This window comes from Pantoea sp. 1.19 (assembly GCF_001922585.1).
Classification (GTDB): Bacteria; Pseudomonadota; Gammaproteobacteria; order Enterobacterales; family Enterobacteriaceae; genus 1-19.
On record NZ_MRBS01000007.1, the window covers coordinates 48,231 to 62,019 of the forward strand.

At 62.9% G+C, this 13,789-nt stretch carries 10 protein-coding genes; 2 read left to right on the forward strand and 8 right to left on the reverse strand.

Annotation, left to right across the window (positions count from 1 at the left end):
• Positions 1–40: 40 nt before the first annotated feature.
• The 4 genes from BS626_RS13170 to BS626_RS13185 all read right to left on the reverse strand — a co-directional run bounded on the left by BS626_RS13170 (position 41) and on the right by BS626_RS13185 (position 5,124).
• Positions 41–1,384: a carbohydrate porin gene (locus BS626_RS13170; protein ID WP_075182859.1), complete on the reverse strand. Its 1,344-nt coding sequence runs from the start codon at positions 1,382–1,384 to the stop codon at positions 41–43.
• Positions 1,385–1,551: 167 nt separating this feature from the next.
• Positions 1,552–2,286 (reverse strand): GNAT family N-acetyltransferase, encoded by a 735-nt coding sequence (locus BS626_RS13175; protein ID WP_075182860.1) that lies wholly within the window; start codon positions 2,284–2,286, stop codon positions 1,552–1,554.
• A gap of 61 nt (positions 2,287–2,347) precedes the next feature.
• Positions 2,348–3,937, reverse strand: a complete 1,590-nt coding sequence (locus BS626_RS13180; protein WP_170870467.1) for an EAL domain-containing protein — start codon at positions 3,935–3,937, stop codon at positions 2,348–2,350.
• A 140-nt stretch (positions 3,938–4,077) separates the two neighbouring features.
• Positions 4,078–5,124 carry an AI-2E family transporter gene (locus tag BS626_RS13185; RefSeq protein WP_075182862.1) on the reverse strand — a complete coding sequence of 349 codons (1,047 nt, stop codon included), beginning with the start codon at positions 5,122–5,124 and terminating at the stop codon, positions 4,078–4,080.
• Between the two features lie 306 nt (positions 5,125–5,430).
• Here BS626_RS13185 and BS626_RS13190 point away from each other — a divergent pair, with 306 nt between their 5' ends.
• Positions 5,431–7,833 carry a polysaccharide lyase 8 family protein gene (locus BS626_RS13190; protein ID WP_075182863.1) on the forward strand — a complete coding sequence of 801 codons (2,403 nt, stop codon included), beginning with the start codon at positions 5,431–5,433 and terminating at the stop codon, positions 7,831–7,833.
• Between the two features lie 917 nt (positions 7,834–8,750).
• Here BS626_RS13190 and BS626_RS13200 read toward each other — a convergent pair.
• Positions 8,751–9,308 carry a DcrB family lipoprotein gene (locus BS626_RS13200; RefSeq protein WP_075182865.1) on the reverse strand — a complete coding sequence of 186 codons (558 nt, stop codon included), beginning with the start codon at positions 9,306–9,308 and terminating at the stop codon, positions 8,751–8,753.
• 91 nt (positions 9,309–9,399) lie between these two features.
• Positions 9,400–10,065, reverse strand: coding sequence for a 7-cyano-7-deazaguanine/7-aminomethyl-7-deazaguanine transporter (locus BS626_RS13205; RefSeq protein WP_075182866.1), 666 nt, complete (start codon positions 10,063–10,065; stop codon positions 9,400–9,402).
• 203 nt (positions 10,066–10,268) lie between these two features.
• Here BS626_RS13205 and tusA point away from each other — a divergent pair, with 203 nt between their 5' ends.
• A complete protein-coding gene (tusA, locus tag BS626_RS13210) occupies positions 10,269–10,514 on the forward strand; it encodes a sulfurtransferase TusA (protein ID WP_075182867.1) in 246 nt (81 codons plus the stop codon).
• Here tusA and BS626_RS13215 read toward each other — a convergent pair.
• Positions 10,511–12,757, reverse strand: coding sequence for a zinc/cadmium/mercury/lead-transporting ATPase (locus BS626_RS13215; protein ID WP_083615969.1), 2,247 nt, complete (start codon positions 12,755–12,757; stop codon positions 10,511–10,513). The two genes, tusA and BS626_RS13215, sit on opposite strands and share 4 nt — an antisense overlap.
• A 105-nt stretch (positions 12,758–12,862) precedes the next feature.
• Positions 12,863–13,489, reverse strand: coding sequence for a lysoplasmalogenase (locus BS626_RS13220; RefSeq protein ID WP_075182868.1), 627 nt, complete (start codon positions 13,487–13,489; stop codon positions 12,863–12,865).
• Between the last annotated feature and the right edge of the window lie 300 nt (positions 13,490–13,789).

The window sequence follows — 13,789 nt, forward strand, 5'->3', positions numbered from 1 at the left end:
AAATCCGGACCGGTGCCGGCCCCTCGCTTGGCGAGCATCATCAGAAGTTGATGTTGGCGCTGATGCCGCCGACAAAGGCATCTTTCACCTGGCTTACCGCACCGGGTGACGCAACGTATTGCAGGCTGGGGCGCACCGACAGCCACGGCGTGGCGTGCAGGTTATAGTACAGCTCGTAGTTGTACTCAGAGCCTTTCTGCACCGGCAGATACGTTGGGTTGCGGTAGTCATGCACCTGGTTTTCATTGTTGACCTGGCGCTGCATACGGCCATAGTCGTCGTTGACGTGGATACGGGCAGCGCCCAGCCCAATCTCATCCTCTGACCGGCTGGCGAACGGCCCTTTCCAGACCAGAGAGATGGACTGATAGTTGTCGGTTTTTGACGTTTTGTGATCGTTCATCACCGCCTGCACGGCCAGCGTCAGACCGCGGGTATTATCGCCGTCCATCGCAAACAGTTGCTGCTGTGCCAGCACGTAGCCGCCATAGGCGTGAGCGCTTTGCCCATAATCACCGCGGTCATAGCTGTGCCAGACGTCGCCGTCGACGGAGGAGTAGTAGAAGCCCAGGCGGTAATTCCCCGGCAGCTTATTGGCCCCCAGCAGCGGCTTCCAGCCCAGCTCGACCGGCACCAGATTGCCCAGCGTCGGGCTGCCATCGAGATAGAAACCATTTCCGCGATCGTAGTTATTACGGTTTTGATTATAGAACCCGACCTGGAAGAAGACCTCAGGGGTGATATTCAGCTTCACGCGGCCGCCCCACTGGGAGACCGGCCAGTTAAACCAGCGATCGCCGCGCCAGTTGCCCGCCTGACCGCCGCCAAACGCCAGGTTCTCGAATTTGCTGTCGAGCGAATCAAAATCCTCGCCGACGGTAACGCGGCCGGCCTTCACCTCCAGCAGGTTGTCAAACAGTCCCTTATTCAGCCAGAACTGGGTCAGACGCCAGGTTTGCCCGCGCCCCCACACTTCCTGCACTGATGAGAGGCCGCCGCTGCGCGGATCGTTGAGGTAGGGGGTGAGATCCTGGCCGTTACGCGAAGTGATAGTGAATTGAAATTGCGTATCCTGCCAGTTCAGCAGTTTATCCAGGTCCAGCGTCGTGCCAAAGGCCCACTGGTCGGTATAGCGCATCGTGGTGGCACTGTGATAGCCCCCGGCAAGGTTCGCGGCGGATTCCAGGGTGTAATTTACCTGAAAATCGACGCCGTCCTGCTGAAGCTGGCTGCGGTAGCCGCCCCAGTCGCCAAGCAGCCAGGGGGAGTCGGGATCAAACGGAGCCCGATCGGCCAACGCCGCGCCGCTCAGCAGTAAAGTGGCTATGCCTGTTAATCGGGCACACTGTTTGATGCGCCACGCTGCCTCTGTTTTCCTTTCCATGAAAGTGACCTTTTATTGTTGTTTTACGCTGTCCTGCCGGCAGGACGCACGGATGCCCGGGGCCGTCAGCGGCTCACGGTAAGCATTTTCGGCATAAAACACCAAATTCATGACAACAGGGTTATGAATTCGTGCGGAAACCCAGGTTGAAAATCAAATTTAACACGTTATGCCTGTTTGTCAGGGAACGATTCGTCGTTTCTGAAGTCGCGCAGGGGGCGCCGCTGCTGACCTTCCGCATCCCGATTATCCTCCGCCAGCCAGCTCAGCAGGGCGGTACGGTTGGCCGGCCATTCACTGTCCAGGAGAGACAGCCAGTCGGTATCGCGGCTGCGGCCCTTGTAAACCAGCGCCTGGCGAAACGTGCCCTCATAGCGAAAACCCAGCCGCTCGGCGGCGCGCCGGGAGGGACGATTCAGACTGTCACATTTCCACTCAACGCGGCGATAGCCCAGCGTATCGAATGCGTACTGCATCAGCAGAAAATGGGCCTCTGTGGCCATCCATGTGCGCTGCAGCACGGGCGTGAAGGCCACATGGCCCACCTCCATCACGCCACTGGCGGTATCAATACGCATCAGCGCCAGCGTGCCCAACGGCCGGGAAGACGTCTGGCAGATAACGGTAAAATGCTGCGCATCGCGGCAGCTCTCCAGTCGCGCGGCGTAAGCGATAAAGTCCGCTTCGCGCAGGAAAGGGCCATCAGACATCCAGCTCCAGCCCCGACCATCGTCGGTTTCAGACCACGTCTGATACAGCGCCGCCGCGTGGGCGTCGGCCCGCAGCGGAACCAGCCGGCAGTGCTTACCCTGCAGGACTACCGCCTGCGGCCATGGGCGCGGCGTCCAGAGGGGCAGTTCGGGCCCCACCGGTTGGCCCCAGGCATTGAAGTGAATAGACATGCGACGCTCCCTGCTTAGCAAAATGGTCAGCGGTATACTCTGCGGGGGAGGCGGTGAAAAATCAATGTCCGGGGGCGGGCTGTTCGGCGTGCAGACCCAGCCAGTCCATCAGGGCCTGACTGCCCATCGGCCGGGCGTAGAAATAGCCCTGTATAAAGCGCACCTGATGGTGACACAGCCAGTGAAACTGTGCGGCGGTCTCTACTCCCTCGGCCACCACCTGCAGCTCAAGCGTATGGCCAAGGTGAATAATCGCTTCCAGAATCGGCGTCTCCCCACCTTTGTCCTCAATAGCGTGAACAAAGCCGCGATCGATTTTCAGGTAATCCAACGGAAAGCGTTGCAGGTAGGAGAGGGCGCAATGGCCGGTGCCAAAGTCATCAATCGCGACGCGGATGCCTGCCTGACGCAGCTGGCGAAGGTGCGCGGTGGCGAGGGCATCGTCACCAATCAGGCTGCGCTCGGTCAGCTCCAGCACGATCGTCAGTCGGTGACGGGACAGCTGCGAGGCAACATGCTGAATGTCATCGACAAACTGCGCATCCTGCAGGTGCGCGGCGGCGATATTGATGCTCAGATGAAAGCCATCCGGCAGCTGCCAGCGCTGGCTGTCACGCACGATAAGCCTCAGCAAATGATGGGTGAGGGAAACGATGCAGCCCTCGCGTTCGGCGAGGGTAATAAAGCTATCCGGCGCCATCTCGCTGCCGTCGCGCCGCCGCCAGCGCAGTAGCGCTTCGACACCGTAGCAGCGCCGGTGGCGCGCGTCGTACAGCGGCTGGTAATGCACGTAGAATTCCTCGCGGGCGATGGCCCGACGCAGCTCATCGGCAAAAGCACGCTTGCGCTTGATAAACACGTTGGCCAGCGCGGCTAACAGCAGGGTGAGGATCAGCGTCACCGGCAGGAAGGTGAAGAAATTTTGCCGCCACGCATCGGCGACACTGGCGCCGGGAACGGTGATCGTGACGTGAATGGGAAAGCGCGCTGAACTCTGTTGCCAGACGCGGGGCGCCAACCAGCTTGGCTCTGCCGGCATATCATCATCGGTTTCAATACGATAGCCGTTATCAACGCGCAGCGACAGGTGATTACCGCGCTGGTCATGGATGGCGCGCATCACGTCCAACAGGTATTGCGCTTCGACCAGGGCATAGGCACCATAGCCCTGCGTTCCCCGGCGGATAAACAGCACCGCCGGGCGATTTGGGACGCCCCAGGTGCCGGCGACGGAGAGGCTCCACCAGGCGCGATTTACCTCCGGCAGCGGCCCCAGAATCATCTGCTGCAGCGAGCCGTTTTCATTGCCAAACGCCGAGGAGCAGGTCACCAGGTCGCTGGCGGTCATCCCGATGGAGCGGAAATAGGCATACTGCGCACTGTAACGCTGCAGCATCGTTTCTATCTCATCACACGACTGCCTCTCCAGCGGGCGCAGCCGGTCAATCATATCCCAGGCTTCATCGCTGATGCTCTCGGCCTGGGCGATCAGCAGGCTGGCATCGGCCTGCTGCTGACGCAGAATTTGCTGCTGCGCCAGGTACAGACTGAAACCTGTCGCCAGCGTCAGCGGCAGCAGGATAACCCACAGCAGCAGCATGACGTTTTTTACGCGTTGGCTAATCCCCATCCCCCCACCTGTGCTCTCCACTGTTGTCTCCCCTGCAGGGTGACCATCGTTACGGATCCTTCCGGCTGACAGGGCAGACTGCGCGACCGGCGCAGCGGCGGCGTCGCTTCTGTTCGGCATTTGATAACAGTGTAGCCAGCGCGTCGCAGATTGCGCAGCGGTTATAGTCGCCGCTCCCGCGGGCGGCCATGGCCGAGCAGAATGGCCAGCTTGCTACCGCCGGGGGTGGTCTCCATCAAAATTTTGGCCACGCTGGTCAGCGGTACCGACAGCAGCATGCCTACCGGGCCAAACAGGGCGCCCCAGAAGATGAGCGACAGGAAGACCACCAGCGTGGATAAACCCAGCCCCCGCCCCATCAGTCGCGGCTCCAGCATATTACCAATCAGCATATGGATAGCCATAAACAACGCGCCGACCAGCGCCGCGTCCACCACGCTGTTCAGCAGCAACGCCTGTAATACCGGAGGAATACCGGCAACGATCGGGCCAATATTAGGGATAAAGTTCAGCAAAAAAGCCAACACGCCCCACAGCAAAGCGAAGCGAATGTCCAGCAGCAGCAGCGCCAGCCAGACGGCGACGCCGGTCAGCAGGCCGATCGCCGTTTTCAGTGCCAGATAGTGGGTTACTCCTTTCAGTGCGCGGTGTAACCCGGCGATGTGGATCTGCGGATTTTGCAGGGCATAGCGCAGCTTGTAGGGAAGATGGTGCACTTCAAACAGCATAAAAATCACCGTCATGACCACCAGTACCAGGTTGGTCATTGCGTGAGAAAAATGGGTCAGAACCGCGGTAGCGACGTCCATCATGGCGCCCGGATCGAGGCGTGAGGCAAGCGCGGAGGTGGATAAATTCATGTGCAGACGCCGGGCAACGTGCTGCACTACCGCCAGCTTCTGCTCCATCATCGCCTGCAGCTGGGGATAGAGGCTGTTAAATTCATCGATCGAACTGGCGAGCATCGCCAGCAGCAGCGAAATGGCCAGCATGATCACCACCACCACCAGGCTGATGGCCACTCCCCGCCGCAGGCCGCGGCGCATCAGCATCGCCACCAGCGGATTCAGTACAATGGCGAGGAACAGCGCCAGTAAAAACGGCACCAGCCAGGCAGCCGCAGCGTGCAAACCAGCCAGAATGACCACCAGTGATGCCATTTTTAGCAGCATATTCTGCCCCATCTTCTCCGTTTCCCGCTGTGTCATACCGGCTCCCGTCAGGCGTTTATGCAGTGAGTCTGTTTTTTTCTGCTTACTTATTGTTTTATATCGTTGATTTAACGGCGGTGCCGTGCGGCCACGCCGCCGTGCTGCTGTCAGTGTAACGTGAATTGTCCGGTTTACTTATGCCATTACTCCGGAATGCGCGGTGTCCGGGCCGATCGCAGCGCTCCGTGGTCCGGTGGGCATCGGGTAGCACTCTGAAAATACGCCACAGGCCGTCTTTTGGGGCGGCATGCGATACGCGGGAGTGCGATACTGCGCGCTGGCCCCCGGCAGAAGGAGTCCGTATTGCCCGTCTCTCGTCGTTCCCTGCTTCGCCACATCACCGCCTGTGCGGCCGGACTGGCGCTGCCCGTGCGGTTGCCCGCCGCGTCCGCGCCCGCGCCCGTCGCAATGCAGGCCAGGCTTATCGCCCGACGGCGGGCGTGGCTGACCGGTGGTGACGCCGCGGCGCATCCTGCTCTGGACGCTGCGCGCGCCGCGCTAGTGATACGTGCTACGCCTCTGCTGCTCTCTCGTGAACGGTCGGCGCCGCGTCGACAGCTGTGGCCGGACATTTCGGTAGCGCGCTTTGGCGACAGGCGTCGTGATACCGGCGGGCTGGCCATTGCCTTTCAGCGACTCTATCTGATGGCGCTGGCGTGGTGCGTGCCCGGCAGCTCGCTGAGCGGCGATCCCGGCCTGAAAGCCGCGCTACTGCAGGACGTTGAACTGGCCTGCGCGCTGTTTGCCCGCCGCAGGACGGTGGGTAACTGGTGGCAGTTTGAAATTGGCATTCCTCGCGATGGCATGAACATTCTGTTTTTACTGTACGACGAGATACCGGCCGCGACCCGGGAAACGTTTCTGGCTGCCTGCCGCTGGTATGCACCGGATGCTAACACCCGTGGACGACGGGGGACCACGCCGGAAACCGGCGCTAACCGTGCGGATAAAGCCTTGATGACCTTTATGCGCGGTCTGCTGTCTGCCGATTGGGCGGAGATGAACGCGGCCGCGCTGGCGCTGGCGGATGAGGCTGGACAGGGGCGGCATTCGCTGTTTCGTCTGGTGACCGACGGCGATGGCTATTATCGCGACGGATCATTTATTCAGCATGACACGCTGCCGTACGCCGGAGGATACGGGCTGGTGCTGCTGACCAGCCTCGCGGAGATGTTGCACCTGATGGCCGGCACCCCCTGGACGCGCCCGGAAGCGGAGCGCACGTTTATTGCTGAACGCCTACGCCACGCCTATGCGCCTTTTATGTGGCAGGGGAGGATGATGGACAGCGTGCGCGGACGCAATGTGGCGCGTGAGTTTCAAAAAGATTATCAGGCCGGTTTTGATCTGATCAGTGCAACGGTCGGACTGGCGGCGGCACTGCCCCCGGCGCTGGCGTGGGAGATGCAGCAGCTGGCGCGTCGCTGGCTGGCGCAGAATCCGCATTCGCTGTTCGATGATGCCACGCGCAAAATTGGCGATAAGGCCAGGGTATTGCTGCTGCAGCAGCGCCTGCGGGCGCAGACTGAGCCGCATGCCTTTACCCGGGTTTTTAACGCGCAGGCGCGGGTGGTCCACCAGCGTCCGACATGGGCCTTTGCCCTTAATCTCGCCTCCACGCGCATCGCCCGCTACGAATACATCAATCGTGAAAATCGCCATGGTTGGTATCAGGGTGACGGTATGCAGTTTCTTTACCTGGCGCGCGACAGCGGGCAGTTCAGCGATAACTTCTGGCCCACGGTCGATCCTGCGCGCCTGCCGGGGATTACCGTCGATGCCAGCGGTCAGCACACTGCGCCGGGGCAGACAGATCAGGGGGCGCCGCTGGGCGGCAGCGAGGTGGCCGGCGGCGTCACGCTGTGCGGACGGCAGGGCGTGGCGGGATTAGCGCTGGTCTCGGCTTCCGGCGCGACCACGGCGCTGAAATCCTGGTTTCTGCTTGAGGATGCGGTGTTGTGCCTCGGCTCCGCGATTAGTGGACGCAGCGGTACGCCAGTCACCACGGTGATCGACAACCGCTGGCTGGATGACCCGGCGACGGCGGTAACGGTTGATGGACGGCCGCCGCATCCGGCGGCGGCGAGCGATGGCGGCTGGGCGCAAACCCTGCACGTGGCGGGCGTCGGCGGTTACGTGTTGCTGACGGATACGCCGGCCCGCGCGGCCTGGGTGGCGCGCGAGGGCAGCTGGCATGATATTTTCAGCGACGCGAATGCGGTCAGCCTGCGGCGCTGGCACAAAAACTACCTGACCCTCACCCTTGAGCACGGTAGCGATCCGCAGGCGGTGCGTTACGGCTGGTTGCTACTGCCTGGTGCGACGCCGGCGGAAACTGCCGCCCGGTATCGCCATCCCGGCGTTGAGATACTGGCGCAGAACGCGATCGCCCACGTGGTGGCGGTGGCCGCGCAGCAGGCGACGCTGGCGCTATTTTTTCACCGCGGTACCGCCGCGGGGATCGCCTGCGATGGCCCGGCTGCGCTGGCCTACCGCGACAGCGGCGACGCAGTGACGCTCTGCCTCGCTGCCATCGCCGGTCAGTTAGCGCTGCGGGTGACGCTGCCGCTCTCCTGTGCCGGTGCGACCATCGTGCAGTGCGATCCCGGCGTGACGGTGGTGAGTCACCAGCCGCTGACGCTGCAGATCGACAGCCGCGGCGGCAGTGAACAGTGCCTGACTCTTCGGCGCGGATGTCGACCCTGAAAAGCGGATCGGCCTGGCCGAAAAAGCCGACTGCCGGCGGTATGGGAGTGCTCAATCCGCAGGCCGGAACGCTGCCGGCCGCCGCCGCTGCTCCCGTTCGCGGGCGGCCCGGTGGCGATACCTGTTGCCCAGGGGGCCCAGTGGGCGTGGTGCCATCCCGCTGCTCCCCCGGCAGAATCATCTGCGCAGCAGTGGGTGCCGTGCTTACGATCGCTATTCCAGACTGCCAGTAGCATCGCATCCTGCCATTCGCGCAGCGCCAGCGGGGCGTGTGGAGGGTAAAAATCCCGGCGCGTTACTCCGGACGTCAGCGGGCAGGCGATCCGCCGCGCGCCCCGATCGCCGGGATCACGGCAAGGCGATCGCGAGCCGGGTGGGTCCCATCGGGCGGCCCATCCCCCACTCCCCGCACCGGTAATGGCGTGCAGCGCCGGCTTCGCGCTCAGGCCGGGATGCCGACAATGATCAGGGCCTCAGCGCGGCCGGTCACTTTCCGGGATATGATTCGCAAAGCCTGCATCCGGCGGCGAGCGGTCCGTTGCGGGAAGGCGCTGACAATGAGCGGCGGGGGCTGCGCAGGATACTGGTCACGGAGACGACGCGAATGCCGCGCAGCAGAAGAGGCTGGCGAAGCCTGGCGGTGGGTGGCGCGCGTCCACGGGCCCGTTAAAAAACGCAGGTGATGATCGGCGCTGGCCGGGCGCGAGCGGCTGAGCTTTTGAGCCGGCGGGTGGCGCTGCGGCGGGAGCGTATCCGGCGACGGAAGGGAGATTCTGGCCGGTGCTCTCACGGCGGCAGGGGCGATGACACCGAAGCCGCCGCGCATCAGTCCGTTCCGGGATGCGCTAAGGCGGGGGCCGGGATACGGCAGGGCGGTTCACACAGCGGGCCGCGGCGGCGGACCCGCTGCGGGGCGATTACTTCACTCTGATGCTGCTGACCACACTTTCAGCGTCGGTTTGCGCCTGCTGCTGGTTATCCGCCGGCAGGGTGATTTGCAGCGTCACCAGTTTGCCATCCACCTTGCCCAGTACGACCGTTGACCACGCCGACTGGCCATTAGCGCTCATTACCGTATCCAGCTGCTGCATCGGCTGGCCGCCGATCTCAATCGCTTTATTGCTCACGACCTGCAGGTTGGCATCGCGGTTGCGCTGCTGCTGCTCCAGGCGGCCGGTCAGCGTATCCAGGCTTTCGCTGGTGGCGTCGCCGGCAATCACGATGATTGCACGCTGGCCGGTGCCGTCAGCGTAGACGTGCATGTTGTTAGACTGGGTGCCCAGTTTACCGCTTTGGTCGGACATTCCCGGCGGCAGGGCAAAAGTAAACTTGCCATCCAGCAGGCTAACGCTCTGTGCGGCCTGGCTGCTGGCGCCGGCGCTGTCGGCCGCCGGGGCGCTATCCTCTTTACCATCGCAGGCGGCAAGCGTAGAGACGAACAGCGCAACGGCGGCATATTTCAACAATTTTTGCATGGGATTCCCTATGTGCATTCCGTGACGTTTATCAGGCTCTCATAGAACCTGAAAGCCGGGGCAAAAGCAACCTTGCCCCGGTGACAGAATGTTAGCCGAAATGGAGGCGTGCGTGCGCCTGTCGTCGCGCCAGCCGCTTCAGCGCCGCGTCGAGCAGCAGGCCGTAGGCCGGCAGGAAGAACAGCATGCAGATCAGTACCTTGAAGCTGTAATCCACCAGCGCAATTTCGACCCAGTGGCTGGCCATAAACGGATCGGTACTGCGATAAAAGGCGATGAAAAAGAAGGCCAGCGTGTCGCTGATGTTGCCGAGGAACATCGCCGCTGCCGGTGCCATCCACCACTGCGGCCGCTGGCGCAGACGGTTAAATACGTGCACGTCGAGGATCTGGCCAAGCACGTAAGCCATAAAGCTGGCGCAGGCGATCCGCGCTACCACGATATTTACCTGCTGCATCGCCGCCCAGCCCTGCCAGGCGCCGTCGTAAAACAGTGAGGAGACCGTATAGGAGATAAACAGCGCCGGGGCCATCACCGCCAGAATAATACGGCGCGCCAGCGGGGCACCAAAAATCCGCACGGTTAAGTCGGTGGCGAGGAAAATAAACGGAAAGCTGAACGCCCCCCAGGTGGTATGAAAACCAAACAGGGTGATGGGCAGTTGCACCAGGTAGTTGCTGGAGGTGATCACCAGCAGATGAAACAGCGACAGCCAGAGCAGTGCCCGGGTCCGCTGACGCGGAGTAAAAGTAAGCATATTGAGCCTTTTTGCTGAATGGGGTGAGGGAACCCAGTAAGACGAATGTTGCCGTGCGAAAGCAGCGGCGGCGGCATATTACCAATTACCGCCGCCATTGCAATGGTGAATCTCTGCGCAATCGATTCCCCGGTCATTCGCTTGCGCCCGCTCTGCACCGCGGTAAAATAAGCGCCCGCTAACCCATGCTCGCCGGGAGAATCATGAGCGACCTGTTTACTTCCCCAACCCATACGCTGGATGCCCTTGGCCTGCGCTGCCCGGAGCCGGTGATGATGATAAGAAAAACCGTCCGTCAGATGCAGGAGGGAGAAACCCTGCTGGTGATTGCCGACGATCCGGCAACCACCCGCGATATTCCCGGCTTCTGCCGCTTTATGGAGCATACGCTGCTGGCGCAGCAGACGGACGCGCTGCCCTACCGCTTTTTACTGCGTAAAGGGCGCTAGCGCTGCCGCAACAGCCGCAGAGCGTTGGCCGTCACCAGCACCGTGGCGCCGGAATCGGCCAGCACTGCCAGCCACAGGCCGGTAAAGCCCGTCAGGGTGGTGACCAAAAACAGCGTTTTCAGGCCCAGTGCGATGGCCACATTCTGTCCGATCACCGCACGGGTACCGCGCGCCAGGCGCAGTAAACTGACCAGGCTGCCGAGATGATTGCGGGTCAGCGCGGCGTCGGCACTCTCCAGCGCCACGTCGCTGCCGCTGCCCATGGCAATGCCAATGCGGGCGGCTTTCATCGCCGGCGCATCATTGATACCGTCACCCACCATTGCCACCGGGGCCTGCTGATTCAGTGCGGTTATTGCCGCGACCTTATCCGCCGGCAGCAGGCCGGCCCGATAGTCTATTCCCAGTTCGCTGGCGATGGCCGCCGCCGCACGCGGATGATCGCCGGTGAGCATCACGCTGTGCAGGCCCTGCTTGCGCAGCGCAACCAGCACTTCACGCGCCTCGGGCCGCAGGGTATCGCGCAGCGCGTACAGCGCCAGCGGTCGCTCTGCGGCGCACTGAACGATCACTGTGCTGCCGCTGGCTTCGGCGCGAACGATGTCCTGCCGCTGCGCCGCGCTCAGCGAACCGACCGCCAGCGCCGACGGCGCGCTCAGGCGGATCTGTTCTCCGGCGATTTCGCCGCTGATGCCGCGTCCGGCAACGGTACGCACCCCCCGCGCGGTGGCGGGGGCTACGCCCCGATCGCCGGCGTAGCGGACGATAGCCTGCGCCAGCGGGTGGTGACTGCCCTGCTCAAGGGCGCTGGCCTGCGCTAACAGCGTCTCCTCCGGCATGGCCGAACACCAGCGCGTAAGCTGTATCACCTGCGGCGAACCGGCGGTCAGCGTGCCGGTTTTATCGAAGGCCAGCGTACGAATACGCGCCAAATCCTCTAGCGCGGCACCTCCCTTAATCAGCGCCCCGTGCCGTGCCGCCGCCGCCAGTCCGCAGGCAATGGCGGCGGGGGTGGAAATCACCAGCGCGCAGGGGCAGCCAATCAGCAGCAGGGTCAACGCCTTGTAGATCCACGGCTGCCAGTCGGCAGCGGTGAGCAGCGGCGGCAGCAGCGCCACTGCCAGCGCGAGCAGCATAATCGCCGGCGTATACAGGCGGCTGAAGCGGTCAATCAGGCGGGCGATGGGCGCGCGCGTTGCTTCAGCCTCTTCGATCAACTGCAAAATGCGATCGATTGCGCTGTCGCCGGGTTCGGAGAGCACGTCCAGCGTCACTCGCCGGTCAAGGCACAGGCTGCCGGCGGCCAGGCGCTCGCCCGGCTGGCGATCGACCGGCAGGGATTCGCCGGTGAGGGCGCTTTCGTCAAAGCTGGCGGGCTCGTCGCGCAGGCGTGCGTCGGCGGGCAGACGATCCCCGGCGGAGATTTCGATCAGGTCGCCGGGGCGTAATGCCGCCACCGCCACCGTCTCGCGGCGGCCCGCGCGCAGCCGCACGGCGTGCTCCGGTTTCAGGGCCATCAGCGCAGTGATCCCCTGGCGGGCACGCGCGGCGGCAAACCCCTCCAGCCGCTCGCCGAGCAGAAACAGCAGCAGGACGACCGCGGCCTCATCGGTGGCACCGATCGCCAGCGCACCGAGAGCGGCGACGCTCATCAGCGTGTCGATAGCGAACGGATTGCCGTGGCGAATGGCCTGCCAGCTGGCGCGTAACACAGGCATCAGGGCGATAGTGGTAGTGATAGTGAATGCTAACTTACTGTAGGCCGGATCGGTCAGTTTAAGCAGACTACTGATGGCCACCAGCAGGGCAATAAGCAGTAAAAAACGCCAGCGCCGCCCGGCGCCGGCGGGGGAAGCCGGCGGGGAGCTGCCGCCGGCGATCAGGTCGAATCCGGCGGCGGAAACCGCCCGTGAGACCTCCTCCGTGACGTCGCGATCGGCGCTGATGCACAGTTTTTGCGAGGCAAACAGCACCTGAGCACGGTGTACGCCAGGGAGCGGTTCCACGGCCTGCTCAATACGGCGCGCACAGCCGGCGCAGTCCATCCCACGCACGCCGTAGCGGCGTGAAAATGCGGCGGTGTCCCCGGGGTCGGCGGTGGGGCGATGGGACCCGCGGGGCGGCAGCAGTACGGCAGACGAGGCGGTGGTCAGCGGCAAGAGTCGCTGAATCTGCGGTTGGATAGCGCGGCGATCGGTATGTGCGGCGGCCGACTGGACGCCGCAGGATGAGAACCATGACATAGAGACTCCTGAATCACTTTGGGGCCATTGCCCAAGATGCAGAGCTTACACTCTGGAGTCGACTCCAGAGTCAAGCCTCTGTTGTCATGTCAGCGTCTTGTCGATTCAGTAAAACAGCGTGCGTACGACCATAAAGTGGCCGATAAAGTACCCGGCGGCGATGATTGCGCGGTCGGCGGTGAAGCGTCGGCGAAAGTGCGAAATCAGCCAGAGAATGTGCGCGACAAGCAGCAGCGTCGTGCCCACCATCAGGGCGAAGCTAAAATCGTTCGGCAGGGTCAGGTAGCGTTCAAACGCCAGCCAGGCCATGACCACCAGCATCACGACAAAGGCGGCCACCGCCCATTTCAGCGTCTCCAGACGCGTCCAGATGATGGCCAGTACCAGCCCCGCGACGATGGCCAGTGCAATCGCCACCGGCCAGTGCGGCGCGAAGGGAGCCCCGCCGACGAAGTAGGCGGTATACAACAGACTGGAGAGAAAAAATGCGCCAATCGCCCAAAGCGTGCGCGTCGGTGACAGCAGCAGCAGCGCGTCACCCAGCAGCGTCGCCACCAGACCGGCGACAACCAGCCAGCCCATCAGGCTAAACATCGGCGCCTGCCAGGCCAGCCCGAGCAGCAGCAGCAGGGTCAGCGGTTTAAACAGCCAGCGTTGCCACTGGGGGCCACGATACGCGGCATCAACATACAGCCAGCCGGAAAACACGACGGCCAGAAAAGACCACAACATAATGCACTCCCTGATTAACGGATTTCTTCAATGAGTGGGCGCGCCGGCGCGGTAGCGTGCTCCGCCCAAAACGAAAAAGTCAGTGAGGGGACCGCACGATTGCGCGCCGCCGCCGCGGCGTGGAACTCTGGCAAGTGTAGGTGAAGGCGCGTTGGAGTGACAATCAGCCTGTTCCGGCTCCGCGTGAGGGACGGCGGCAAGCGGTCCCTCACGCACCCGATGGCGGTCGGCGTTAAGCGCCTCAGGCTTGCAGCAAAAACGCCATAAAGTTAGCCGGTGGAGGGGCAGTAATGAATGTGA

Coding starts and splice junctions, on each gene's coding strand:
- BS626_RS13170 (WP_075182859.1), bottom strand. CDS start 1,384: ATGGAAAGGAAAACAGAGGCAGCGTGGCGCATCAAACAGTGTGCCCGA.
- BS626_RS13175 (WP_075182860.1), bottom strand. CDS start 2,286: ATGTCTATTCACTTCAATGCCTGGGGCCAACCGGTGGGGCCCGAACTG.
- BS626_RS13185 (WP_075182862.1), bottom strand. CDS start 5,124: ATGACACAGCGGGAAACGGAGAAGATGGGGCAGAATATGCTGCTAAAA.
- BS626_RS13200 (WP_075182865.1), bottom strand. CDS start 9,308: ATGCAAAAATTGTTGAAATATGCCGCCGTTGCGCTGTTCGTCTCTACG.
- BS626_RS13205 (WP_075182866.1), bottom strand. CDS start 10,065: ATGCTTACTTTTACTCCGCGTCAGCGGACCCGGGCACTGCTCTGGCTG.
- tusA (WP_075182867.1), top strand. CDS start 10,269: ATGAGCGACCTGTTTACTTCCCCAACCCATACGCTGGATGCCCTTGGC.
- BS626_RS13215 (WP_083615969.1), bottom strand. CDS start 12,757: ATGTCATGGTTCTCATCCTGCGGCGTCCAGTCGGCCGCCGCACATACC.
- BS626_RS13220 (WP_075182868.1), bottom strand. CDS start 13,489: ATGTTGTGGTCTTTTCTGGCCGTCGTGTTTTCCGGCTGGCTGTATGTT.